This is a genomic window from Nesterenkonia sp. YGD6 (assembly GCF_022565895.1).
GTDB lineage: Bacteria > Actinomycetota > Actinomycetes > Actinomycetales > Micrococcaceae > Nesterenkonia.
Genome location: NZ_JAJOYY010000006.1, coordinates 55,599 through 80,830, shown reverse-complemented (window position 1 = coordinate 80,830; position 25,232 = coordinate 55,599). Strand labels below are relative to the sequence as shown.

At 63.4% G+C, this 25,232-nt stretch carries 21 protein-coding genes, 1 tRNA gene and 2 pseudogenes; 12 read left to right on the top strand and 12 right to left on the bottom strand.

The window, feature by feature from the left end:
* Window positions 1-33: 33 nt before the first annotated feature.
* Window positions 34-345: a DUF2516 family protein gene (locus tag LTI14_RS10920; protein ID WP_051501343.1), complete on the bottom strand. Its 312-nt coding sequence runs from the start codon at window positions 343-345 to the stop codon at window positions 34-36.
* A gap of 9 nt (window positions 346-354) precedes the next feature.
* Window positions 355-1,707: a trans-sulfuration enzyme family protein gene (locus tag LTI14_RS10915; RefSeq protein WP_241476534.1), complete on the bottom strand. Its 1,353-nt coding sequence runs from the start codon at window positions 1,705-1,707 to the stop codon at window positions 355-357.
* Between the two features lie 105 nt (window positions 1,708-1,812).
* Between LTI14_RS10915 and tmk the strand changes: the two genes are divergently transcribed.
* From tmk to LTI14_RS10890, 5 genes are all read left to right on the top strand, one after another.
* Window positions 1,813-2,451 carry a dTMP kinase gene (tmk, locus tag LTI14_RS10910; protein WP_241476532.1) on the top strand — a complete coding sequence of 213 codons (639 nt, stop codon included), beginning with the start codon at window positions 1,813-1,815 and terminating at the stop codon, window positions 2,449-2,451.
* Window positions 2,448-3,605: a DNA polymerase III subunit delta' gene (locus tag LTI14_RS10905; protein WP_241465221.1), complete on the top strand. Its 1,158-nt coding sequence runs from the start codon at window positions 2,448-2,450 to the stop codon at window positions 3,603-3,605. Before tmk ends, LTI14_RS10905 begins: the two co-directional genes overlap by 4 nt.
* Window positions 3,598-5,181, top strand: coding sequence for an alpha/beta hydrolase (locus LTI14_RS10900; RefSeq protein WP_241476530.1), 1,584 nt, complete (start codon window positions 3,598-3,600; stop codon window positions 5,179-5,181). The genes LTI14_RS10905 and LTI14_RS10900 overlap by 8 nt, the downstream gene beginning before the upstream one ends.
* A gap of 119 nt (window positions 5,182-5,300) precedes the next feature.
* Entirely contained in the window at window positions 5,301-6,332 is a 1,032-nt protein-coding gene (locus LTI14_RS10895; protein WP_241470426.1) for a universal stress protein, read from the top strand.
* A 66-nt stretch (window positions 6,333-6,398) separates the two neighbouring features.
* Window positions 6,399-6,474, top strand: a tRNA-Thr gene (locus LTI14_RS10890).
* Between the two features lie 514 nt (window positions 6,475-6,988).
* On the opposite strand, the gene LTI14_RS10885 is transcribed toward LTI14_RS10890, so the two are convergent.
* Entirely contained in the window at window positions 6,989-7,894 is a 906-nt protein-coding gene (locus LTI14_RS10885; protein WP_241476529.1) for a DUF4190 domain-containing protein, read from the bottom strand.
* Window positions 7,895-8,414: 520 nt separating this feature from the next.
* A pseudogene (locus LTI14_RS10880) lies at window positions 8,415-8,723 on the bottom strand (helix-turn-helix domain-containing protein); the annotation flags it as partial.
* Between the two features lie 81 nt (window positions 8,724-8,804).
* On the opposite strand from LTI14_RS10880, the pseudogene LTI14_RS10875 reads away from it, so the two are divergent.
* The 6 genes and pseudogenes from LTI14_RS10875 to LTI14_RS10855 all read left to right on the top strand — a co-directional run.
* A pseudogene (locus LTI14_RS10875) lies at window positions 8,805-9,092 on the top strand (IS3 family transposase); the annotation flags it as partial.
* A 204-nt stretch (window positions 9,093-9,296) separates the two neighbouring features.
* Window positions 9,297-9,563 (top strand): helix-turn-helix domain-containing protein, encoded by a 267-nt coding sequence (locus LTI14_RS13365; RefSeq protein WP_446740395.1) that lies wholly within the window; start codon window positions 9,297-9,299, stop codon window positions 9,561-9,563.
* 626 nt (window positions 9,564-10,189) lie between these two features.
* A complete protein-coding gene (locus LTI14_RS10870) occupies window positions 10,190-10,921 on the top strand; it encodes a Rep family protein (protein ID WP_241470427.1) in 732 nt (243 codons plus the stop codon).
* 255 nt (window positions 10,922-11,176) lie between these two features.
* Window positions 11,177-11,767, top strand: a complete 591-nt coding sequence (locus LTI14_RS10865) for a hypothetical protein (protein ID WP_241476528.1) — start codon at window positions 11,177-11,179, stop codon at window positions 11,765-11,767.
* Window positions 11,768-11,922: 155 nt separating this feature from the next.
* Window positions 11,923-12,183 (top strand): helix-turn-helix transcriptional regulator, encoded by a 261-nt coding sequence (locus LTI14_RS10860; RefSeq protein ID WP_241476526.1) that lies wholly within the window; start codon window positions 11,923-11,925, stop codon window positions 12,181-12,183.
* 320 nt (window positions 12,184-12,503) lie between these two features.
* The gene (locus LTI14_RS10855; protein WP_241476524.1) at window positions 12,504-13,496 is read left to right on the top strand and encodes an SDR family NAD(P)-dependent oxidoreductase; all 993 of its coding nucleotides are present in this window, start codon (window positions 12,504-12,506) and stop codon (window positions 13,494-13,496) included.
* 261 nt (window positions 13,497-13,757) lie between these two features.
* Here LTI14_RS10855 and LTI14_RS13265 read toward each other — a convergent pair whose 3' ends face one another.
* The 5 genes from LTI14_RS13265 to LTI14_RS10830 all read right to left on the bottom strand — a co-directional run bounded on the left by LTI14_RS13265 (window position 13,758) and on the right by LTI14_RS10830 (window position 19,258).
* Complete coding sequence (locus tag LTI14_RS13265) at window positions 13,758-15,266, bottom strand: nucleoside/nucleotide kinase family protein (protein WP_446740394.1); 1,509 nt, start codon at window positions 15,264-15,266, stop codon at window positions 13,758-13,760.
* A 98-nt stretch (window positions 15,267-15,364) separates the two neighbouring features.
* Window positions 15,365-15,835, bottom strand: a complete 471-nt coding sequence (locus tag LTI14_RS13360; RefSeq protein WP_446740397.1) for an alcohol dehydrogenase catalytic domain-containing protein — start codon at window positions 15,833-15,835, stop codon at window positions 15,365-15,367.
* 74 nt (window positions 15,836-15,909) lie between these two features.
* Window positions 15,910-16,833, bottom strand: a complete 924-nt coding sequence (locus LTI14_RS10840; protein WP_241476522.1) for a carbohydrate ABC transporter permease — start codon at window positions 16,831-16,833, stop codon at window positions 15,910-15,912.
* Window positions 16,830-17,801 (bottom strand): carbohydrate ABC transporter permease, encoded by a 972-nt coding sequence (locus LTI14_RS10835; RefSeq protein ID WP_241476520.1) that lies wholly within the window; start codon window positions 17,799-17,801, stop codon window positions 16,830-16,832. The genes LTI14_RS10840 and LTI14_RS10835 overlap by 4 nt, the downstream gene beginning before the upstream one ends.
* Window positions 17,802-17,872: 71 nt before the next feature.
* The gene (locus LTI14_RS10830) at window positions 17,873-19,258 is read right to left on the bottom strand and encodes an ABC transporter substrate-binding protein (RefSeq protein WP_446740393.1); all 1,386 of its coding nucleotides are present in this window, start codon (window positions 19,256-19,258) and stop codon (window positions 17,873-17,875) included.
* Window positions 19,259-19,602: 344 nt separating this feature from the next.
* Here LTI14_RS10830 and LTI14_RS10825 point away from each other — a divergent pair, with 344 nt between their 5' ends.
* Window positions 19,603-20,586, top strand: a complete 984-nt coding sequence (locus LTI14_RS10825) for a sugar-binding transcriptional regulator (protein ID WP_241476518.1) — start codon at window positions 19,603-19,605, stop codon at window positions 20,584-20,586.
* Between the two features lie 406 nt (window positions 20,587-20,992).
* Here the strand turns inward: LTI14_RS10825 and LTI14_RS10820 are convergent, their stop codons facing one another.
* From LTI14_RS10820 to LTI14_RS10810, 3 genes are all read right to left on the bottom strand, one after another.
* Window positions 20,993-22,525, bottom strand: a complete 1,533-nt coding sequence (locus LTI14_RS10820) for a mannitol dehydrogenase family protein (protein ID WP_446740392.1) — start codon at window positions 22,523-22,525, stop codon at window positions 20,993-20,995.
* 508 nt (window positions 22,526-23,033) lie between these two features.
* Window positions 23,034-23,378 carry a winged helix-turn-helix domain-containing protein gene (locus LTI14_RS10815; RefSeq protein ID WP_241476516.1) on the bottom strand — a complete coding sequence of 115 codons (345 nt, stop codon included), beginning with the start codon at window positions 23,376-23,378 and terminating at the stop codon, window positions 23,034-23,036.
* Between the two features lie 421 nt (window positions 23,379-23,799).
* Window positions 23,800-24,867 (bottom strand): NAD(P)-dependent alcohol dehydrogenase, encoded by a 1,068-nt coding sequence (locus tag LTI14_RS10810; RefSeq protein WP_241476514.1) that lies wholly within the window; start codon window positions 24,865-24,867, stop codon window positions 23,800-23,802.
* Between the last annotated feature and the right edge of the window lie 365 nt (window positions 24,868-25,232).

The following is a 25,232-nucleotide window of genomic DNA, read 5'->3' as shown; positions in this document are numbered from 1 at the left end:
GGAGTCGAACGTGGAAATCAGCGCAGGGTGCGGTCAGTCGGAGACTTCGGGGTTCACGTCGGTCAGGTAGACCATCGCCATGCAGGCCGCGGCCACCGGGAAGATCAGGCCGAAGGGACCGGCTCCCGCAGCGCCGAGCAGAGCCAGGACGACGGCGCCGCCGGTCATGCCCAGCCAGAAGCCCTTGGTCCGCTTGAAGGCGATGTCGAACCGCTGCGCGTTCTTGGGGATGCACTTGACCAGTGCCACGATGGCGAGCCCGAGGCAGACCAGTGCGAAGGCGAGGTGCATCCAGGCTTCGGTCTGCAGGACGAAGATCCAGATATCAGAGAGGGGAGACTGCATACCCCGATGTTATCGGATGGGCTCCCCGGCTGCGGCGGCGCGCAACGCGTTGAGCAGATCTGCGAAGAGATCCTCGACGTCCTCGATGCCCACCGAGAGCCGGATCAGCCCGTCCGGGACCGAGGACGGTTCACCCGGATGACGACGACGGCGCTCGGCGAGGGACTCCACGCCGCCCAGGCTGGTGGCCGGGGTCCAGAGCTGCAGTGCGCTGAGCACCGCGTCGGCCACCTCGGCCTCGCTGCGCTGACTTGTGATGCGCTGGCCCGAATCGGGCTGTCCCGGCTGGGGCTCTCCGGAACCGGGCTGTGCTGAATCCCAGGCGTCGGCGGAACCGGGCTGGTCGGCGTCGAGCTCGATGGTCAGGATCGCGCCGAACCCGCCGAGCTGCTCTGCGGCGCGCTGATGCTGCGGGTGCGCGGCCAGGCCGGGGTAGTTGACCTTGCGCAGCGGCAGCCCGGCATCCCGGCTGAGCTGATCCAGCCGGCGGGAGAGCTCGCCGGCGTTGGACTCCGCGGCGTCCAGGCGCACCGCGAGGGTGCGCACGCCGCGCAGGGCGAGGAAGACCTCCATCGGGCCCGGGATCGCGCCGTGGAGGGTGCGGTGCTGGTGCAGCCGCTGATGGATCTCGGGGTCACCGGTGATCGCGGCGCCCATGATGAGGTCGGAGTGTCCGGAGAGGAACTTGGTGACCGAGTGGACCACGACGTCGGCGCCGTGTTGGAGCGGGCGCTGGCGCAGCGGTGTCGCGAAGGTGTTGTCCACCGCAGTGAGCACCCCGCGCTGCTTTGCCGCGGCCAGCAGCGCGGGAAGGTCCGCGATCTCCAGCATCGGGTTGGTCGGGGATTCGATCCACAGCATGACGCGAGCGTCCTGGGCGCCAGCCAGGGTGGAGACGTCGTGCAGCGTGCTGGAGACCTGCGCGGTGTCGGCGATGTCCACCCGGTGCAGCGTGAGCAGACCCTGGTCCGCCATCTGCTGGGCCAGCGCGGAGAATCCCATGTAGCTGTGCCGCGGCATGATCAGGTGGCCTCCGGGTGGCAGCAGATGCACGACGGCGGAGATGGCGGCCATCCCGGAGGAGAACAGCAGACCTGGCAGCACCTGGACCGGATGCTCCTCGGCCGTGGTGACCTGACCCTGGGACTGGGAGGTGGTGCGGGTGCCCGCCTCGAGCTGAGCCAGCAGCTCCTCCAGCGGGGACCAGGAGGGCATCCCCTCCCGCGCGTAGTCCAAGGAGGCGTGGACGCCTGGCCGGTAGGAATACGTGGAGGTGAAGTCCACCGGCATGTTGACGGGCTGGTTCGGACCGTGGGGGCCGCGGCCCGCACTGACCACAAAGGTGCGTTCGTGCTGGTTCACACTGTCACGGTACCCCAGCAGGTGTCCGGGATTGGGTGGGCCGCCCGCCGCTGCCCGGGCTCCCGGTGTCATGTCCGTGTCACCGGGGCTGGGTAGGCTGGGAGCGTGACCCATCTCAGACGCGGAGGCTTCGTCGCCTTCGAAGGCGGCGACGGCGCCGGCAAGACCACGCAGCTGGACCTGCTCGAGTCCTGGTTCGAGGATCGGTCGGTGCCCTACGAGCGCACCCGCGAGCCCGGCGGAACCGTGATCGGCGAGCGCATCCGCTCGCTGGTGCTCGAACATGATCAGGGCGAGGTCGATCCGCGCACCGAGGCGCTGCTCTTCGCGGCCTCCCGCGCCGCCCATGTGGTCCAGCGGATCGAGCCCGCACTCGAGGGCGGCCGCTTCGTGCTCTGCGACCGCTATGTGGATTCCTCGGTGGCCTACCAGGGTGTGGGACGCGAGCTCGGGACAGCGGCCGTCGCTGAGATCAACGCCTTCGCCACCGGCGGGCTGCAGCCGGATCTCACCGTGGTGCTGGACATCGATCCGGCCATCGCGCGTGCCAGGCGGGAGGGCCGCGCGGGACACTCGGACCGGATCGAGTCCGCCGAGGACGCCTTCCATGACCGGCTGCGCCACGCCTTCCTCGCCCGCGCGGACGCCGCGCCCGAGCGATATCTGGTGCTCGACGCGTCTGGTTCCGCGCAGGAGCTGCAGGCCGCGATCCGGTCCCGGGTCCAGGAGCTGTTGAGCCCATGAGCGTCTATACCGAGCTGGTCGGCCAGGATGCCGTCGTCGAACAGCTTCGTCGCGCCGCAGGGTCAGGCACCCCCGCACATGCGTGGCTGTTCACCGGTCCCCCAGGCTCGGGACGGTCCAACGCCGCACGCGCCTTCGCCGCCGCCCTGAACTGTGACCAGGACGAGCCGGCGGCCCGCGGCTGCGGCGAATGCCGGTCCTGCCGGCTGGTGGCCGCGGAGAGCCATCCCTCGGTGAAGCTGGTCTCCACCGAGAACGTGACCTACAAGATCGACGATGTCCGCCAGCTGATCACCACCGCGCAGGAGAAGCCCCAGGGTGCACGCTGGCGCGTGATCGTGGTCGAGGACGCGGACCGGATGACCGAACGGGCCACCAATGTGCTGCTCAAGGCGATCGAGGAGCCGCCGCCGCATACGCTCTGGGTGCTGTGCGCCCCGAGTCCGGCGGACGTGCTGGTCACCATCCGCTCGCGCTGCCGGCTGGTGAGCCTGCGGATCCCGCCCACCGCCGCGGTGGCGCAGCTCCTGACCAGCCGGGACGGGCTCAACGAGGAGCAGGCGCAGTTCGCCGCGCGGGTCTCGCAGAACCACATCGGGGTCGCGCGCCGGCTGGCCCGGGACCCGGAGGCACGGAGCAGGCGCGAGCAGGTGGTCACCCTGCCGCTGCGGCTGACCTCTTCCTCGGCCGCGATCAAGGCCGCGGGGTCTCTGGTGGAGATGACCCAGGCGGATGCTGCCAGCACTGCGGAGGCGCGGCTGGAGGCCGAGCAGGCCTCGCTGCGTCGGTCACTGGGGCTTGAGGCCGAGGAGAAGATCCCGCCCAAGCTGCGCAGCCAGTTCAAGAAGCTGGAGGAGGAGAACACCCGGCGGGCCAAGCGCGCCGTCGCCGATTCCCTGGACCGGGCGCTGATCGACCTCACCGCGGTCTTCCGAGATGTGCTGAGCCTGAAGCTGGAGACCCATGCGGAGCTGATCAACGAGCATCTGCGTGAGGAGCTGAAGCGATACGCGGAATCGCTCAGCGCCGAGCAGACCCTGGCCGGGCTCGACGCGATCAACGCAGCCCGGACCCGGATCACCCAGAATGTCCCCCCGCTGCTGGCCGTGGAGGCGTTGATGATGCAGTTCCTACCCGGGAGGTCCCATGCCTGAGATTGGTCTCCCTCCCCGCAGGCTTCGGCTGATCAGCCTCGCCGCCGCTGCCGCGCTGCTGCTCTCGGGCTGCGTGAACGCCGGTGGGGACGAGGATTCCGGCGCGGCAGACGCTGAGGCGGAGCCGATGACTGCCACCTCGGTGCCGGCGGGCGAACTGGCCGGCGCGGCCGAGGACTACACCGAGTATTACGAGCAGGACATCGATTGGACCTCCTGCGAGGAGACCATGATGTGCGCCGATGTCACGGTGCCGATGGACTGGGCCGATCCGGGGGCACAAACGGATCTCGAGATCCGGATCATCAGCTCCCAGTCCGGCGGAGACCAGGCCGAATATCTGCTCACCAATCCCGGCGGACCCGGCTCCTCCGGCTATGATGCGGTCGCCGACTCGCTCGCGATCGCGTTCAGCGAGGAGCTCGTCGAGCACTACAACATCATCGGTTTCGACCCGCGCGGGGTGCACCGGTCAGCGCCGGTGAACTGCCTGGACGACGCCGAGATGGACGAGTACCGCGAGCAGGTCTCCGACGAACAGCTCGACGCCGAGTCCTCATACGCGGAGGCCCGCGAATCGGCCGCCGAGCTGGCGGCACGGTGCGAGTCCGAGAGCGGCGCTCTGCTGGGACACGTGGACACGCTCTCGGCGGTCCGGGACATGGACGTTATCCGCGCCGTGCTGGGTCAGGACGAGCTGAACTACCTGGGCTTCTCCTACGGTACCAAGCTGGGGATGACCTACGCCGAGCACTACGGTGAGCGGGTGGGGCGCTTCGTCCTGGACGGGATGCTCGACGTCTCGATCGATGCCCACGAGCTGAATAAGGGGCAGGCGCTCGGCTTCGAGGTGGCGCTGGAGAACTATGCGCAGTGGTGCACCGAGCAGGCGACCTGCCCGGCCGGAGACACCGTGGATGAGGTGGTCGACGGCGTGCAGGAGCTCTTCGCCGGAGTCGCCGAGAACCCGGCGCAGGGCGCGGACGGACGGACCATCAATGTCTCCACCCTGGTGAGCGGCTTCATCACCCCGATGTACAGCCGCGCGAGCTGGCCGCTGCTCTCCGAGGCGCTGACCATGGCCCTGGTGCAGCAGGACTTCACCAGCTTTCAGTACTTCGCGGACCTGCAGTCCGGGCGGAGCCCCGACGGCAGCTACGGATGGATCAACAGCTTCGTATTCACCGCAGTGATGTGCCTGGACTATCCGATGCCGCAGGACCCCGATCAGATCGAGGCCGAGTTCGAAGAGGTCTCCGAAGAAGCCCCCACCTTCGGGCCCTACCTCGGGCACAGGGCCGTTGTCTGCGAGGAATGGCCCGTTCAGAACGTGACGGAACCCTGGGACCCTGAGCTCAGCGAGGTCGACGAGCTGCTGATGATCGGCACCACCGGAGACCCTGCCACCCCGGTGGAATGGGCGGAGAACATGCACGAGCAGGTGCCGCAGTCTGCGCTGATCATCCGCGAAGGCGAAGGGCACCTGGCGTACCGGTCAGGCAACAGCTGCGTGGATCAGGCGGTGGACGGGTATCTGCTCGGCGGGGACCTGGCCGAGGGTCGCGAAGATTGTTGAACTTTTTTCTACCGGTTGTAGAAACTGCCTTGTAGACTCTGACTACCGGTGACGACGACGTCCACACGGCCTTTCTGACTCATCGGTCCTTTTCAGCTGATCTGCGTTAGGACACTGCCATGAACACAGAAGCTCCGCTCACACCCGATGCGACGTCATCCGATTCCCAGACTCACGATGCCCACACCTCGAGCGCTCCGGAGCCGACGGCTGGCGGTGAACAGGCACGGGCCCCGCGCCCGCTCGGCGTCCTCGTCGGGTTCGACGGTTCACCCAACGCCACCTCCGCACTGCGCTGGGCGGCCCGCGAGGCGCACTTCCGTGGTCTCCCGCTGACGGTGATGAGCTCCTTCACCATCCCCCCCGCGGTGAGCGGATACCTCGAGAGCTTCCCGGATGCCGGGGGCCAGACCCTGGCGCGGCAGGCCACGGAGAAGACGCTGAACACGGCACGGGAACAGCTTGCAGGACATGCCGGCGAGGTCACCTACCGACTGGAGCACGGCGACGCCGCAGGGTTGATGGTCCATCTCTCGGGCTCCGCTGAGCTGTGCGTGGTCGGAAGTCGCGGCCGCGGCGGGTTCACCGGGCGCATCCTGGGATCCGTGGCAGCCGCCCTGCCAGGTCACGCCCACTCCCCCACGGTGGTGGTCCCACACACCGACGAGTCCAGCGTGGGCGAGGGTTCCGAGGCGATCAGCACCGCTGACACCCGGCCGGTGGTCGTCGGCATCGACGGATCTCCACATTCCCGGCGAGCCTCCGTGCAGGCCGCTCGAACAGCGATCAGCCACGGCACCCGACTGCAGCTGGTGATGGCGCTGCCACCGCTGACGACGGCGGCCATGTGGTACCCGGAGCTTGCCGCCCGGGAGCAGGCGATGGTGCAGACCCGGGTGGATGACCTGAACAGGGACCTCGACGTGGAAGTCGGCTGGATCCAGGCGCAGTTCCCGGAGCTCTCCGTCACCGGTTCCGTCGAGGAAGGCTTCCCGGTCAATGTGATGCAGGAGATGGGCAGCAAGGCACAGCTGACAGTGGTCGGCACCCGGGGTCACGGAGGAATGCGCAGCGCGCTGCTTGGCTCGGTCTCCCGCGAGCTGCTGCACCACGCGACGGCTCCGGTGATGGTCGTCCCAGCTCACGACTGAGCGAGCTTTGACCGCGGTGGGGTGCACCAGTAAAGTGAACCCTCGTGCGCCTCACCGCGGTGCCACGCCGCCTTAGCTCAGTCGGTAGAGCGATTCACTCGTAATGAATAGGTCGCCGGTTCGATTCCGGCAGGCGGCTCCAAAGAAGCTCCTGAACTGGAGTTTTGTTGGTTATGGCGGGCTAAGCGCCGACGTGAAATCCCCAACTACGGTCTAGACTACGGTCAAGGGCAGAGTATCCAGGTGCAAACCCAGTGGCCCGCCGGAGGTGTGATCGTCGCATTCAGATCACTGGGGTCTACACCCCCGCAAGCAAGGACGGCATCCAGTTCTCACTGGCCTAAGCAACGCTGCGGCGGGGAACGGCGAGGATGTCATACGTGTTGACCGCACCATCATCGGCCAGGAGTATCCCGTCATGTTGACTTGCGCACGTCTGGTGCGCATTCGACAGGTCGTCTTCGGCCTCAGAATATTCACCCATCAGCGGGATCAGGACCACGGCCACGAGCGCCCATGCGAATATGCCGAAGATGATCAGGCAAAAATCTCCACACGAGCCGCCTTCTGCTCAGGCGGTCGTCCAGCGTTGCTGCCCTCGTCCTCTCGCATGTGTTCTCTCAATGTGTGAGTGATGGATCCGCAACGCGTGCGTGCTACTCAGTTTTGAAGAAGTAGTCCTCGGTGCTGACGAAGCCCAGTCGAATCCGAACCGCCCCGTCCTCATCGTCGTTGGGGATAGCGATCGCGACGTTGCCTTGTTCGGTACCGCCGTTGTAGAGCTCTCTCATTGAGTCGAGCGGGTCGGGAACCACGACGTACTGATCGAACTCGTCGATCGTTTCCCCGGTCCCGGAAACATACGCGATGCCAGTTCCAAACAGCGGCGTCTGGGATGCATCGCCCGAATAGGAAATGCTCACGTTGATCAGCGCGTAGGTTGTTCCCTCAGGGGCGGGATCATTGAACTGATTCTCGCCGGCAATCTGGTCGCCTGCGTCGCGAGTGACGCTGTTGACGGTCACTTCCCAATCCCTGTTGCTCACCGTTTCACCTATTGCAAGGGGATTGGCCCGCGTGCCCACTTCATCGGTTTCGGTGGGCTCACTTTCATCTCCCGCCGCTTGTTCATCTTCAACGTCAGCGGGCTCCTCGGTGTTCACCTCGGACTCCTCGGACTCCTCGGGTCCCTCGGGCTCTACTGTCTGTGTGACTGAACCTGTGGTTTCCTCCTCGAAGGAGGACATTGCCGCCCCGAATAGCCAGGTGCCGATCGAGACAGTAATAAGGCCCAGCGCGCCGGTGACAATTCCAGTGATCGCCTGTGCCTGACCGGTCTTGTTTGCAAGAGCGAGAATCCCCAGGACTATCGCTGCGGGGCCGAGTATGAAGCTCAAGAGCCCAATCAGCGGGATAAATCCAAGGACGATAGCAACTATCCCGATGACCATGGAGGCGATGCCAAGCGCCTTGGACTGGGGCGGCTGAGGGTAGTGCGGGCCACCCTGATAATGCTGCGGATATGCAGAGTTGCCCTGTTGCTGGTAGTACTGATCAGTCATGGTCCCCTCCATGGTGGGAGTGATCGGTCCAACTCAACCGGCGGTCTGCTAGTTCCGCGACGCCTGCTGCGATCGTTTCGAGCAGTCTAGTGGGGCACGTGGACACATGCCGCGGGGCCTGGACGATCCTGGTTTAGTCATGGCGGTGCCGTAGGGCGGGGTGACGAGCGAGGTCGCGGGTGTAGACGGCGGCGAGGCGGGGGTAGCTGCAGCTCGGCGGCGACGGCCAGCAACTGGCTGTGCGCGGCGGTGGCATGCGCCCAATCGGCGGGTGCGATGAGCAGCCGCGCGTACCGGTCCGCATGAGCTCGTGCTTCTGTCACCCATAATGGACGTGGCCAAGCTCGTGGGCGATCACTGACCGCCACTGCACGGGCCCCAGATCGGCCCGGACATAGGTGATCTGGTGACGGTGGTCGCACTCTACCCGTCCCTGGTGCCTCAGCCGGTCGAAGTCCACCATTCTTACGCCCTTCTGGTGGGCGATCCCCTCAGGATCGGCCATACCGGGACGGTACCTGCGGCACAGCTCCCGAGAGATGGTCGAAGGGTTGCGGTGTAGTCGCTTTGCGATCTCACGGATCCCCGCTTCCTCGGCGCGCCACAAGGCGATGTCCTCCCACTCCGCGGAGGAGAGGTATCGTTCGGAAGTGGTGAGTGACAGTCGTAGATTCACTCCACCAGCATGCTTGAACCAGCGGTGAGCTACCGACTCTGAACCCCCAGCGGCGACCGCGGCTTCTCGAGTCTTCGCGGCGGCCGAGATAGCCTTCCAGAAGCGCACTCTGTCCTGACGCGACGCGATGCTGGGGCCTCCTGGCGAGAACATTAGCCCTCTTTGGCCTCGGACGAATTCCCATCGAACACCTCCATCAGGTAACTTTTGCGACGACCGGTTGAATACGGCTAGTTTCGTTCCAGGGAACATCAGAGGGCGATCACGGCTCATGGTCTGTTCGGATCGATGGGCCGGGTCGGAGCTTCTGGCGATAACGCGGCAATGGAGTGCTTCTTCTCCACCTTGCAGGAGAACGTGCTCAACAGGCGCCGCTGGTCCTTACGGGATGAGCTCCGCAGGGAGATCGTCTACTGGGTCGAGCGGATGTACCACCGGCGTCGTTGGCGGCGTCGTCTGGGTAAGCTGACCCCGGTTGAATACGAGACCGTTTACAACACGACCGTCGCTCTGGCGGCGTAAACCCCGAGGTCAACTAAACCGTCAGTAGACCGAACCGGAATGCCCTATTGCGCAAGTCCAAGTACATCTGTGGACAAGTTCAGAAATCTATGGGAATATACCATCAGCCTGAGAATAAAAGGGTGGGAGTCTTTGGACGACAGTCCATAGATTCTGACGAAGAGACGCGCACCACCCGGTGCACGTGCGCCAGGGTATCCGCTAATGGGATTGGTGCCGCGGTCTCCCGTAAGTTTTAAACTTGCGAGGACACCCATGCCCCCTGCCGTCACCCTGAAGCAAGGCTCACTCTCCGCGAAGCGCACTGCTGAGTATCTTGACGTCGCCGAACAGACCCTTGCCAAGTGGCGCTGCCATGGCGAGGGTCCCCCCTTCGTCAAGATCAATTCCAAGATCCTGTACAGGGTGGAATCCCTGGAGAAGTATCTTCGGGATCACGAGCAGCCCGCTTCCCGCCGAGGTACACGATGACCTGGGTCGTTCTCGCGCCGGGTCACCTCGCAACGGACCCGCGGATCTTTACATTGGGCACCATCAGCTGGATAGGCACTGCCGACCCATCACCACGTAACCCCCTGCCGGGTACGCAAAAACCCTTTAGACAAAGGGAAGCAGGGATACTGCGGGGCGGCGTAACCAGTAACCCTCCCCCACGAATTCTTCCGACCTATGGGGAAAAACTCGTTATTACTGTGTTCAACTGTGCTTTTGGACAAGGTGTCAGCTGGGCTGTACCCCCGGATCCCTTTTACCAGTGCGCATGCGCGCGCCCGCTCGCCCGATTCTTCCTTGAGGGACAGATCCCGTTTCAGTTGTGCTCAACTGTGCTCGGCTACGGACATCAGCAACCAGTCTGCATCGACACTTCCGCGTATTTCCGGCTTCTACGGAGCCATCACCAGGCTCGACGGTCTGCAAGCCGTGATCCGCCTCCAAGTGTGCTCAAGTGTGCTCGCGCGATTGAGCCCTTCAACCCCAGATACTCCCCCACTGAACGAAAAACACTGCCATGCGTTAATGCGCATGCCGAAGAAAGGTAAGCAATGATGAGCTCGAACAAGAACACCGCCCGGACGGCCGGAACTCAGAGGTTCCGCATGATGAAGTTCACCACGCGGCTGATCCACCCCAATACGGGTGCAGTTCTGCTGAACCTCGACGAGTTCGAGCATGGCCTGGACCAGCACAAGTCGATCAAAGAGTATGCCTGGGTCCTCCAGGACAAGGACCGCCATCCGGACGGTACGCCCGTGGCGACGCATGTTCAGGGCGCACTCCGTCTCCAGGACGGACGCACCCTGCACCAGGTCTCCTCCTGGATCGGGATCGCCGAACACCTCGTAATCCCCCTCAAGGGCCGCGGAGCCTTCCCCACCTATCTGCGGTACCTTACTCACGAGGCTCCGAGTGAACAGGCCAAGCGCAAGCATCGCTACGAGGACTCGGAGGTCCATGCGAACTTCGACTGGCGCGCGGTGATCGACGCTCATTTCGCGCGAACTCGTGAACAGCCCACTGACACCCTTACGCAGGTCAAGCTCGATCTGCTCAATGGGCGAACTTCATTGGCTCAAGTCCGTGAACGGTATCCGCTGATTTTCGTGGATCACCATCCCAGGCTCGGAAAGATTGAGGCCAACTGGCGGGAGAATGCGCAGTTTCTGGCCCTCGGATTCAACTACGTGGATGCCGCTGGGAACCCGGACATCCACAGGATCGCCGCTCTTAAGGGCCTTGCCGACCAGCTCGGCTTCACAGGCTCTCTGGAAGAACAGTGCAAGCGCGCAGTTCAGCACCAGACCAGCGCCGCCGCCAGCGCAGGAGTCTGACCAATCAGGGACCGTAACGGGCGCTTGGCCGTTCCTCGCGCTCGCACCGTAGTGGCCCGCCCTGGGCCTCTACGGTGCGAGCGCGACGAATCGGCACCTGCTTTCTAGCGACGTGACCGAAAACAGGCTAGGTCAGCGAGCCATCAGCGAACCGCCCTGTGTTTCGTGGAGTCTGTCGTCACTGCGATGGCGTCAAAGCCGGAAGCCCCCAGGAAGATCGTCCCCTACCAACCACTGCCTGCCGATGTGGCACGCATGCCGATCACCTCCGAGAAGAGCAGGAGCAACACCGTGATGAACGACCATGAGATCAGGGCTTACGGCCCGAACTATGACACCGACTACCTGGCAGTGGACCTCGACAAGAAGATCCGCTCGGTCGGTGGCGCGACGATCATCGTCTTCGGCGAAGATCCTGTGCTGCGTGCAATGCAGTCTCGCGCACTGGCGGACTCGCTGGGCCTGAAGCTCACGAAGAACCGGCTGAAGGCGGAGGATCAACACGACCCTGCCATCGGCGTGACAGTCGCACTGCACTGTGCTGATCCGACCCTGACCTCTGACGCCCTGGTGCGCGAGTGGGTGTTGGACCCTGAGTTCATGGGTCCGCGCATCCTGATCGTCGAAGTCGCAGAGAACGCCGAACTGGCGGTCTCTGCACTGGGTGCCTGCGCGCTCTTCGTGAAGGTGGACAGCTTCAACATCCCGCCCGCCGGCATGGGCAGCACCACGACTGTAGCCAGCGACATCGCTGACTACGATGATCCGAACCTGGTGCCCGGGTTCACCTCGATGAGGAACTACTCGACCCTGATGGCAGAACTGGCCGACACTGAAGTGCTTTAATACAGAGCGGTCACGCTCTCGGGTCATGCCGAAAACCCGGACCAGGAAGCCTGACCTGCCCTTCCGGGCATTCTTCGCCTGACGTCGACGGAGTGCATTTTGCCCAAGGGCAGGGCCAGATCGATAAACGATCATCCTGAGTTGCGTTTCGACCTATGGCCGGAACCACGAACGGGGTTTTCGCCGTCCACCGCGGGGTGATCCTTCTGGAAGAGTATCGGCCACTCGGACTGGCCCCAGAACAGGTGGCACAAAAACTCGGTCTCAACCCGGCGCAGTTCACCTCGATCACGCAGGGTGCCCAAGACATCACCGCGGAGGTGGCCACACTGCTCGCGCAGCGCTTCGATCTCTCTGAGCGCTTCTGGACGAACCTCCAAGCGACGTATGCCCGCGCATTGTCGGTGGATCGCTGATCGAGAGCGCGTCTTTGCTGGGATACCAGTGAAACTCTGAAGCCCCGTTGACATTCCTTATGTCTTGGCACCCTAGAAGCTCCCTGAGACTCTGCCGGCACACCCCTCTTCACTCTGGCAATGCTCCCGCGCGGTGCTGGGTCGATGAGCACTCCGGCGAATTGCGTCGGTGATGACCGCAGGAAGTGTCGGAAGAATGTCCTGGGGCTGACCTCCGCGCGCTGGGCGATGTGGTCTACGGTCGTGGGTCGGCTGCACAGAGCAGGGCGTGCCAGGACCACGCAATTGTGTCAGATCATGACACCACTCAAACTTGGGTCATGACGCATAATGGCGCTACCCCAGAGCCAGTTTCGCGCTTCCGTCCTTCCGTGGTTCTGGTTACCGGCCCGACGAGCGGGATCGGATCTGCCGTCTTCAGCCGTCTGCTAGAACACTCATCAAGCCCCTGTCTGGTCCTACTGGCTCGAGACCAGGATGCGCTGGAGCATTGTGTGGCAATTGCTCGGGGTCGAGGGTTAGTGGCCCACGGCATCCGCGTGGACCTGTCAGACCTTTCCACGGTCCAGGCCGCGTCAGCAGCGGTGTCCCGGCTTGTGGAACGCGGCGAGATCGGGAATCTGGACGCCGTGGTGCTCAACGCCGGAGTGATGCTTGCCGACCGTCGGCGGCTCAGTGCACAGGGCTACGAACTGACCTTCGCGGTGAATGTTCTGGCGCAGCACGCGCTCCTGCGCGGCCTGCAGGGCCCGCTCTCCCCACGCGGGCACGTCATCGTCCTGGGGTCTTCCACACACCGCGGGAAACGCGCCACGTTGGGTCTCGTCCCGAACCCGGTATGGCAGCCACCCGCAGTGCTCTCACAACCCGAGCGCGGACCCTTGCCTTCGCGCCGCGACTCTCGCGAACAAGGAGGGGTGGCTTATGCCTCGAGCAGATTAGCCCTGATCACGCTGGCCCACGAATGGGCCGACCGCTTCGCCAGCTTGGGCCGCAGACTCAACGTGTACGACCCGGGGTTCGTTGTCGGCACAGGGCTGGTCCGCGACAGGCGGCCCCACGAGGACTGGGTGTGGCGCAGGGTCATGCCGGTCATGAGCGTCATTCCCGGCGTGACGACCCCCTCGCGGACAGCACGACACCTGGTCGCACTGGCTCTGGGTGAGACCAGCCCCGACCTGCACGACGGGTACGTCGAGATGGGACGGGTCAGTGACGCCGAACCGGTCACATTCGACTCGGCCCGCCGCCAGGCGCTCTGGGACTGGTGCGAGCAGACCGTCGACGAGGCAGGGACGCGACGGGCCAGCTGACGGGTCTAGTATTCCTGACAGTCAACATCCTGGTTCCGCGGGACTGGCCTGCTGCGTGACTCACGCATAGATGCGAGAGCCCTACTGACCCAGGAACCCAGCTCGGGACATCCTCACCGCGGTCTACCGGGCCATTCTGATCTCTTCTATCCTTCTGCTCGGTGCCGGGCTCACTGGAGTCAACAGGCTCACCACCCCCGTCGCTGCACTCCCAATCATCCAGGTGGGCGAGCGCTCGTCGGGAGGGCAATACCGCGGGTTCTAGTCCTGGAGGACGACAGTCACGTCGGCTCGGGAACGAGTGCCCCGGACCAGTTGCGCGTTTGGCTCGTCAGTGCCCCACGTCCACGACTCTGAAGTCTCGGCGTCCATCCCGTGACTCTGGTGCCTGAGCACCAGCCGACTCCGGCGTTCATCATCGGGCAAGTCCAGGAACCATGCCTCGTCTAACAGCTGCGACACCGAGGCCCACGGCCCATCGTCGACGAGCAGATAGTTTCCTTCGGTCACAACGAGCGCAACTTCGGGCCCCACCGCGATCTTGCTGGCGATCGGCTCATCCAGATCGCGATCGAAGTCCGGGGCGTAGATGGGAGCGTTCCCGCCCTCCCGAATCCGGTGGAGCAGGTCGACGTAGCCTGCCACGTCGAAGGTATCCGGCGCACCCTTGCGGTCCCGGCGGTTGAGAGCCTTGAGGGCATCATTGCTCAGGTGGAACCCGTCCATGGGCACGAGCACTGCCTTGTCGGGCCCCAGAATTTCGACCAGCCGGCGGGCAATCGTCGATTTGCCTGCGCCAGGCGCCCCAGTAATGCCCAGGATGCGACGGTGGCCCTCCCCCAGGAGTGACTGGGCCCGTGCCACGAGGTCCTCGAGTCCTCCCTCGAGCAGCACCGGTTCCTCGGCGGAGAGGGCTGCCGAGTCGACGCGCGGTGGGTCCGCGCCCGGTCGGGTGCAAGTGTCCGCGGCCACGCGGCCAGCGTGTTCCAGTAGTGCTGTCAGCTCGGTGACACTCAGCGCCTCCACCCGGACGCGCGAAAGCGCGTCTTGCTCGTGTAGGTGCGCGAGCATTCCGGACGTGAATGCGTCACCGGCTCCTACGGTGTCGACGACGTCAACGGTCGGGGCGGACACGGCAACGGTCGAGTTCCGGCTCCACGCGCGGGCACCCTCGGCTCCGGCGGTGACGACCACAAGGGCCGCACCGAGTCCGAGCAGCTCAGCGGCCACGTCTTCAGGCGGCCGGTCGGGCCAAAGCCAACTCAGGTCCTCAGCGCTGAGCTTGAAGACGTCTACGTGACCCGCCCACTGAATCAAACGATGCAGATATGCCTCCCGGTCGGGGATTAGACCGGGACGGATGTTCGGGTCAAGGCTGATCAGCCGGCGCCCGCTCTCCTGCGACAGAAGGTGCTCTAGGGTTGACGCGGCGGGCTCTAGGACCAGCGAGATCGACCCGAGGTGCAATGCCGCACCGTCAGGCAGGTCCCTGAGTGGCTGCGCCGCGAGCCCACGGTCAGCTGTCCCCTCTGTATAGAAGGAGTAGCTTGCCTGACCATTGTCGAGGTGGGCGAACGCCACCGTCGTCGGGTCGTCCGTGGTCTGGATGTAGGTGTCAACAACGCCAGAACCCACGAGGTGGTCGCGCAATAACCTCCCAAAGTGGTCGGTCGAGATCCGACCCAGGAGGGCTGTGGGGACACCCAGGCGGCCGATACCCGTGGCGACGTTAAGGCAGGACCCACCCGGGTGAAAGACATAACTCGGCACACCGCATTCATACAAACCTGGCGTGAGGTCGGCGAGTACGTCGCCCGCGACGACGACGGCAGGGGGCGGGGACGACTCGGGGGCCGTTACTGGCGTCCTCACGAGAACCACACTCCGTCATCGCCTGCGATCGACTGGCCGGTGATGCAAAAAGCGCTAGGCGAGGCTGGGCAGGAGACGACTCCCGGTACGTCGCTGGGTGTCTCGAAACGGTCGAGTGGGATGCTCCCGAGCATGCCGCTTATGGCCGAGCGGGTCGTCGCAGCTGTTCGTGCCGTCATAGCTCCACTGATGCTGTCCCCCATGGGCGTGCGTACGACTCCGGAACTGTCGACGTTGAACCGGCCGTCCCGGCAGAAGCTACACGCGAAGCAGTGCAGTTCCGGTGACGCGGCCATACGTTCTCCGATCCGAACTCCGTGCCGTGCCGGGCCCGCTTCGGCACCCAGTGCCACGACGACGCCGGCGAACTCGTGCCCCGGGAGGACCGGCAATGACGGTGCGAACTCGCCCTCCACGATGTGTAGATCGGTTCCGCACACTCCCACGGCGGAGACCTCGATCACCACCTCCCGCGGACCCAGAATGGGCTCATCGATGTCGCGAACTTTGACTACGCCCGGACTGATGACCACGGCCGCTCTCACTTGACGGCACCTAGGGACAGGCCCTGGACAAGTTTGTCCTGGGCGGCGATTCCGGCGATGACTACTGGCAGGGAAATCGCGAGCGCCGCAGCGCACAACTGAGCAAGGAACAGGCCCTGACTCGTGACGAAGCTGGTGAGGAACACCGGTGCGGTTCCCGCGACGACGTTGGTAAGTGTTCGGGCGAGGAGCAGCTCTTGCCAGCTGAAAATGAAACAGATCAATGCCGTCGCGGCCAGACCCGGCATGGCCACCGGTGCGACAACCTTGATCAGCACCTGATGAAGCTTGGCCCCGTCCATCTCAGCTGCCTCCAACATCTCCTTGGGCACTTCGGCCAAGAACGACTGCAGCATCCATACGGCGATCGGAAGGTTCATTGTGGTGTACAGCAGGATCAGCAGGCCGATGTTGTCGATCAGTCCTGAGTAGAGGGCAAAGAGGTACAGCGGCAGAATGCTTGCCACGATCGGAAGGAATTTCGTCGTCAATGCGAAGAAGAGAACGCTCTGGGGCTTCTTCACCGGCTTAATCGACAGCGCATATGCGGCCGGGAAAGCCAGCAGAATTACCAGAATTGTGGATACGACGGAGGCCGTCGCCGAGTTGATCAGAGGCGGCCATGGGCTGGCCCCACCGTCAAGACCGAAGAAGTTTCGGTAGCCGTCCAACGTCAACGGCGCAAGGAGAGACGGCGGATTTGTCGCGGCGTCAGGTTCACTATGGAAGGACGTGAGAATCATCCAGAAGACGGGAGTGGCGAAGAGCAGTCCTACTGCCCACGCTGCTACACCCATGAAGACGTTCTTACGTCGAGCAGCCTCTCGATGGCTCTTGGGCTTTCGCGTTCGTCCACGAATGGCTCCGATTCTGAGCACATCGGGCTGCGGCTGGGTCTTATGGATAGTGCTGTTCATCATGGTTTCTCCTGCTGCAGAGACGAGACGAGACGTAGCGCGAAAGTGGCGAATATAAGGGTGCCCGCCACGACAACGACACCGAGGGCTGCGGCAAGGCCGTAATTCTGTTGCTGGAAGAACGTCTGGTAGACCGCGTAAGGCAGGTTCGCCGTTCCGAGAGCGCCGGCGGTCATGGTGAAGACATGGTCGAAGTTCTGGACGATATAAACGCTGCCAAGGACAACGCTGAGTTCGATATAACGCCGTAGGTGCGGCAGCGTGATGTAGCGGAAGATGGCGACAGGACCTGCCCCGTCGAGCTTTGCTGCTTCAATCGCGTCGCTGGGTAGGCTCTGAAGCCCAGCCAAGAGGATCAACATCATGAACGGGGTCCACTGCCATATGAGTGAAGCTTCGATCGCGATGAGCGGCATTTCGGTGACCCAGGCGACCTGCGGGGGATTTGTGCTTCCGAACAGAGACCATATCCAGGTAATCGTGCCGTTGAGCAGCCCGTAGGTGGGATTGAGAATGGCGTGCTTCCACAGAAGCGCCGCCGCGATGGGCACGATTAGGAAGGGGGTGATCATCATCGTTCGGACAGCACCGCGCCCGAAGAACTCCCGGTTGAGCAGAAGCGCGATCGCCAGCCCGAGAATCAGACTCACCAGGACCACCGTGACCGTGAGGATGACTGTCACGGTGACGCTGCTTCTGAGTGTCGGGTTGGAGAAGACCTCGACATAGTTGTCGAAACCAGCGAATCCGCCTCGATCTGGGTAGAGCGCGTGCCAGTTGGTGAACGAGATGATGATGGCGGTCAGAAACGGTATCTGCGTGGTCAAGATGAGGTAGGTCAGTGCCGGGAGCAGAGGCAGTCGCCGTCGCCACGCGCGCCGACGCTCGGCCCGTTGATCATCGACTGCTTTCTTGCTGCGCTGTCCTGGTGGTGCGAGGCTGCCCTGTCTTGGTGGTGCGACCGTGCTCATGTGCACTGCTCCTTCAGCAGGAGGTGGTCTGCCGGCACAGAGCGCCGACAGACCACCTGTAGTTCCTTTTCTTACTCCTGGTAACTTTCGAGCAGCTGCTCAGCCGTTTCCTGACCATCGTCCAGCGCCTCTTCCACGCTCGTCTGGCCAGCGATCGCTGAGCTCACGTCCTGTGAGACCCGGGTGGCAAGGTCAGCGAATTCGGGGAAGGCCATGAACTGGATTCCGGGTGCGGGCCGAGGCTGGAGTCCCGGGTCGTTGGGCTGGGCGTTCTCGATCGCGCTCCGAGTCTCTTCGGCGAAGGGTGCAGCCACCTCAAGATACTGGTCGTTGTCGTAAGTGGAGTCTCGCTTGCCGGCCGGCACACTAGCCCAACCGATCTCCTCACCGACGAGCTCCTCGTACTCTTGGCTCGACGCCCAAGAGATGAACTCCCACGCATCCTCCTGGTTCTGGCTGGCCTGTTGGATACCCCACGACCAGGCATAGAGCCACCCGGAGTTCTCGGTCTCCTTGACCGGCGCAGCGGCGTAGCCCATCTGTCCCTGTACCGGCGAGTCATCAGCCTCGAGGGATCCGGCGGCGGACGTGGCGTCATACCACATGGCAGAGTTGCCCTGCGTCATGTCGTTGAGGCACTCGGTGAAGCCCGCCTGGGCGGCGCCGGACTGTCCGTGCTCCTGCACCAGGTCCACGTAGAATTCAGTGGCTTCGACAAATTCGGGACTGTTGACCTGCGGGTTCCAGTCCTCATCCACCCAGGTGCCGCCGAAGGTGTTGACCACTGTAGTCAGCGGCGCGAAGACCTGGCCCCAGCCGGGCAGGCCGCGCAGGCAGATCCCATTGACGCCTGCGTCGGAGGTGTCAATCTCCTCGGCGAGGTCCGCGATCTCATCCCACGTCGGATTCTCTGGCATGGTCAGTCCCAGCTCTTCGAAGATGTCCTCCCGGTACATCGTGAATGAGGACTCACCGTAGAACGGGATGCCGTACAGGTTCCCGTCGTCGGGTCCACGAAGTGACTCTGTAAGCGGGTCCAGAATGTCGTCCAGGGCGAATGCCTCGTCGCCCTCGGCGAGCTCGTCGACGGGCTGGAGCCAGTCGTTGCCGGCGAAGATCGGCACTTCATAGTTACTGATGGTGGCGACGTCGTATTGGCCGGCCTGGCTGGCGAACTCCTGGCTGATCGTATCTCGGACCTCGTTCTCCGGCAGCACGGTGTAGTTGACGTCAATGCCAGTCTCAGCGGTGAAGTGCTCCTCGGTGAGCCTCTCCAGATCGATCATCTGGGGGTTGTTCACCATCAGTACATTAATGCTGCCGCCTTCCTCAGCGCCTGCGTCAGCAGCGCCATCCTCACCCCCACTGCCGGCCCCGCCGCAAGCGGTCAGGGCAAGTGTGGTGGTCAGTGTGCCGCCCATGATGGCAGCGAACCGCCGCCTCTGTGTTGTCTTCATCAGATGCAATCCTCTCCCGTGCGAGTAATCGTGATTCAAGAGTGTCCCCAGGCCAGTTCGTCACGCACCCGCAGGCCTTGCAGGGAGTGCAGGCCGTGCGCCGGGACCGAACGCCTCGAGGAAGAGGAATCGAGTTCCTTGCGTGACGTGCACCACACTCGTTTGAGATCCTACATGTTTACATCTGTGATTTCTATGGGTTACTCGAGCCGATGAAACGTCGGTTCGAATCGGTGACGTGTGGTTTGAAGCTCGCCCCGGCGTCCGCGATGCAGGTTGGTTCACCGCCCAATCAGCGGTCGTATACTCAGATGAGTATCCTTCTATCCTCGAGCGTGGTGACCATGACGAAATCCAACAGTTTCTCCCGGCAGGATGAGGGTGCCCGCAATCGACTGCTGGCGGAGATCGGCCGTGACCACTTCCTGGCGGGAAAGTCCAAGGTGCAGGTGGCAGCCGAGCGGGGCCTTTCCCGCTTCCAGGTGGCAACCCTGCTCCAGGAGGCCCTCGCGCAGGGAGTCGTGCGCATAACCATCCACACGCCCGAGGATCAGGCAGATCGAGCGCTGTCGACGAGTCTGGGGGTCCACCGGGTCGTCACTGTGGGCCCCGGGGCAAGCCATTCCGCAGCCCAGGGGGACAGCCTCGCCCGCGCCGTGGCCGACGTCGTTGACGGTGCCGTGTCGTCCGACGACACCGTCGGAGTGTCATGGTCGCGCACGTTGCAGAAAGTCGTCGGCTATCTCCAGCCGATGCCTACGTGCGAGCTTGTCCAGCTCGCCGGTGCCGTATCCACCGAAAGTGACACGGAGGGCCCGAGACTGCTCGCCGGAGTCGAGGCCCGTGCGGTGTGGCCCCTGTGGGCGCCTCTCGTTGTTGACGATGCCACGTCCCTGCGCTCCAGCGCCGAGATTAGCCGAACTCTGGAGAAGGCCGACGACCTGGACGTCGCGGTTATCGCGGTCGGGAGCTGGAAGAAGGGTTTCTCGACCGTTTGGGACCGCGTCCCTCGACGTGTCCAGCGTGCTGCTGTGGATGCGGGGGCCGTGGCGGAGATCTCCGGGCGTCTGCTCGACGCTGATGGTGCGATGGTTTCCTCGCCGGTGGATGACATGGTGGTCGCGGCCACGCTGGATCAGATGGCACGGGCACGCCATACGATTGCGGTCGCCTACGGGGCGGGACGTGCGCCTGCGGTGCTGGCAGCTGTGCGAGCGGGCATCATCAACACCTTGGTGTGTGATCTCGACCTGCACGAAGCCCTGGCAGAGCTTCTTGGCATTGAGTCTCTGAACTCCAGTGACTTCGCTGGCGGGAGCGAGCCGTGACGAATGAGCGGTCATCAGTGTCGATTCCCCAACGCAGACCTGACAGGTCACAGTGAGGGGTGCTGCCGCCAGTGTCGTCTCCAGTTACGGGGTGGCAGCTTCCCTGACGTGGTCTAGGTGACATCCTGGAGCACTTGTGAAGGCCTCTTGCCAGGCGTGGGCGGCAGCGGGTGTGGCAGTGCGCGGGTGAAGGGGGTCTCCTCAACGCGGAACGGCAGGTGGTCGTGAACCGCTGATGTGGTTACTCGATACTCCCTGGACCGCGGTTACGGGAGAAGACTGGAGAGATTCCTTGGTGGGCCTCACAACGCGGCAAGCCTCCCCGTGCGCCAGGGACCTGGAGCGGAGACGGACTGCGGCCTGAAATGACCGTTGCGTTTCACTCTGGAACAACGATGCCCTCGACTTAGTTGATTAGACTCTCGATGGTGGCCCGTGCACCCCTCATGTGGAAGGATTCCAGCGCCCGCAGATACGGCTCGGTGAACGACTCCTGCTCGCTGAGATCTCCGAACAGGCCCTGATCGCGCACGAAAGCCAGCGGGTCTTCTGACTTCTGTTTGGCAGCGGCATCCATGGTCTGTTCCCTGCGTTGGTCTACGACCTCGATGGACGCACCCTGCTCGTCTATTCCTTCGGCGTAGCGGGCCCAGGAAGCCACGATGGCCGCGGAAAGGTCCACCGGCCGGCCGGCGGCAAGATTCTCGTGGATCACGGGCACCAGCCACTTCGGAATCCGATCCGAGGACTCGGCGCACAACCGCGCTAGAGTGTCCCGGACTGAGGGGTTGGCGAACCGTTCGATCAGACTGTGCTTGTAGGCTTCAAGATCGATGCCGGGCACCGGTCGCAGCGTAGGAGTGGCCTCCCGGTCCATGTAGGCCAGCAGGTAAGCGACGAAGGTCGAGTCGGTGCAGACCTCATGGGCGTATCGGTATCCAGCGAGATAACCCGGATAACACAGAGCTTGATGGCTTACGTTGAGTAGACGAAGTTTCATGAGCTCGTAGGGCTCCACGTCTTCGACGAGTTGCACGCCCACCTCATCGAACGGCGGGCGGCCCGTCGGTCCCCCCACAAAGTGGTCCTCGAGCACCCACTGGGTGAAAGGCTCGCAGACCACGGGCCACTGGTCCACCACACCGTAGGTCTCGGCCACGTATTGCCGGTCACCGTCAGCGGTGACCGGCGTGATGCGATCGATCATACTGTTCGGGAACGGGACGTTGTGCTCCACCCAGACCCCCAACTCCTCCTCTCGCAGAGCGGCGTAGGCCGTGAATTGGCGGCGAGCCACGTCCCCATTGCCCTGGATATTGTCACAGGACATGACTGTGAAGGGTGCCGTGCCACGTGCCCGCCGACGGTGCAGAGCCTCCACTACCAGGCCGAATACCGAGCGAGGGCCCGGAGCTTCCTCCCCCCGACCCTGGGCGGCGGCCGCGGCGAGGTCGTGAGCTACGTCCGGGTTGGCGGGGTCGAAGGCCCCCGTGGACTGGTTGAAGTTATAGCCGCCCTCTGTAATGGTCAGGGAGACAATGCGCACTTCCGGATCGGCAAGGCGCTCCACCGCGGCCTCGGGGTCGTCCGGAGCATGGACAAAATCTACGATCGAACCGATAACCCGCGCGTCGGTGGAGCCATCCGGGTGTTTGAGCACAAGGGTGTAGCAGTGATCCTGGGTGGCGAGAGCATCCCGCATGCGGACGTCGCCGGGGAGGACCCCCATGCCACAGATGCCCCAGTCAAGGGCGCGCCCTTCATTCATCAACCGGTCCAGATACATCGCTTGATGGGCCCGATGGAAGCCCCCGACCCCGATATGCACGACGCCGACCGATACGGCCGAACGATCGTAGTTGGGCGTCGGCAGCGTGAGATGCGGAAGAACAGACGCTGACAAGGGTACAGCTTCCGAGATCGGGGCATTGTTAGGCACAGTTCTCTCCTGAATAGCTAGTGACGCATGTCATAAGTAAAAGCTTTTCGAGAGATTATCACATGTGAAATGCCCAGGTCTCAAGTGTGATCGGCACTCTATTCACGGTTGGCATGGAAGCAACGGGACCCGTGTGACGAGCCGTAACTTCTCGACCTGAAATGATGTAGCTCCAACTCGTTGAATCAAACCTGCCGTTGATGCCTGTCCGGATACTTCACTCGCGCCACTTAGGAGTCGTCTTCTCCCAACAGGTTGGGTTTGGCCGCGATACCCCGGTGGTGGGGTGCGTCAGCATCAGGTCGCCCCTCATACCAGCTATAGAGCCAGCATCGAGAAGAGCAGTATTGGGAAGCTCCTCGAAACCGTTGGTCGTGACCCTTGCGAAGGATGTACCGCACTGCGGCACGGTGAATGCGACCATGTGAGCGTTATCGGCCACTCTGCGAGAGCAGTGTTCCCAGTTGACCAATCCATTCACTTCTGGGCAGTCACATTGGTCTCGGGGTCAGGCAATCCCGTCGTTCGCAGTACGCTCCTGAGCCCTTGATCCACCCCTGGTCCGCGACTGAACCACCTGGGGAAGTTGGAGCGCTCCGGTTCCGATTTCAGGTTGGGGAGACGGCTCAGCGATGGCGTTGTCGGGGCGCGCGAGTGCGTAGGCGCCCTTCTCAACACGGACAACTTCCTTGACCAGTGGCGGTTGAGAGAGTTGTGCTGCGACTGTCGCGGCGGGGTTCGCTCCCACGCCGGCTCGGAGTCCTTCGACCATTATTCTCTGGGTTATCTCGGTGTAGTGCACGGGCTCGTCGGCGTCCTCCAGCACCTTCTTGATCGCCTCACGCCATTTCATATGAGCCACATCGGTTCCTCATCGTTCTATTCAAGGGCTTTGATCAAGTTCGATATGCCAGGCGCATAACGAACAGTACGTTTCACTGAAGCGCCCCACGCCCTCGGACGGTCGGTCCCTCGCACGGACAGGTCAGGATGCCACCTATTGACGCGGCAGGTCCCGCGGTAGACCGACCCTTTAGAAACCATGCACGCTTCGTCGCCCGAAAGACTTCGTCACGCCGATGGGCGCGGTCGAAAAGACATTCAATGCGGCAGCCCCGGGTTAACGCGCTAAGGTCTCGGTCTCGACCGCGCGTGGCCTCAGGCAGAGTCAGTTGCATCAAGCATGACGTAGAAGTGGCGCTACGCGGCCCTGTCCGCAAACAAGCTCTCATGCGACCCGATTACCCTGGGCCAACTCGCACGGTGGAGGCCCCTCAGGGGCTGACGACGGCCTTCAGCGCTCCAGCGGTGCGGCCGATGGTCAAAGCCGTACCGACGTCGTCCAGGTCGTGCCGGGAGGTCACCAATCCGTCTAAATCGATGACGCCGGAAGCTGCCAGACGGACCGCAGTAGGCCAGGTGTTGGCATAGCGGAAAGTGCCCGTGATCTCCAGCTGGCGGTTCTGCACCAACGGCACCGGCAGCACCAAGGTATCCGTGCCCATTCCCACCATGACAGCTCGCCCGGCAGGAGCTAGGCGATGCAACCCGGAAAGGACCGCCGCCTCGACACCGCTCGCGTCGATGAACACGTCGTAACCGGACCCCGGGAAGGGGTCGGTGGCATCCGGAGCGTTATGGGTCGTGAAGACCTCCGTGGCACCGTAGTCCAGGGCAACTTCCAGGCGCTCTTCACGGACATCAGTGACCACCACGTCGGTGGCGCCAGCGCGACTTGCGCACGCAGCTGCCAGCAAGCCAATCGGACCTGCCCCGGCCACGAGCACCCTCGACCCCAATTGCACCTTCCCGGCGCGTGCAGCTGCGATACCGACCGACAGCGGTTCAAGTAGGGCCGCCGCTTCGTCGGAGACCTCATCCGGGACGGGGTGGCAGAAGGCAGCAGGGTGGACGGCATATTCGGAGAACACCCCATCTACCGGCGGAGTCGCAAAGAACTGCACCGCCGGATCAAGATTGTATCGGCCAGCTAATGTCTCGGCCGAGAACGGCTCCGGTATCCCCGGCTCGAGTGACACACGCTGTCCCACGCGCGCGGGATCTACTCCGGGCCCTACCGCCACAATTCTCCCGGCGGGTTCGTGGCCCAGTACCAGGGGCTTGTCGACCACGAAATCACCGATCCTGCCGTGCTCGTAGTAGTGGGTGTCGGAGCCACACACGCCCACGGCAAGGATGTTGACCAACACCTGTCCCACACCAGGTTCAGGCACCGCGCGTTCCTCTACAACTAACTCCTTTGGCCCATTCAGGACGCTCACGCGCATTGAAGAGGGCAGAGAATTCGCAGAAGGGGTTGATGTCGTGGTTGGGATGTTCATGTCAGTGTGTTCTCCGCTCAATAAGTCGGGGAGGTGATTGCGGTTTCGGCGTCGATACTCAAGTCAGCCGCAGAGAGGTGATCAACTCGGAGGTGCTGGTTATCACGTGGGTGTAGTGCACATCTGGCAGGGTTCACACATCCTGCTCAGCAGACACACACCTAAATATGACGAAGTGACATTCACATTTGGCGTGATCCACACCACTCACGTATGAGATAGTACAGACGCTCACATGAGATTGCCAGGTCGAGGCTTCCCAGTGCCGGACGGTAAGCAGAGCGCAGAGTTCGCAACAGTGGCGGATGGGCGTATCGCCTCGTTCTGGCTGAAATACCAGTGAAACCCTGAAGCCCCGTTGACAC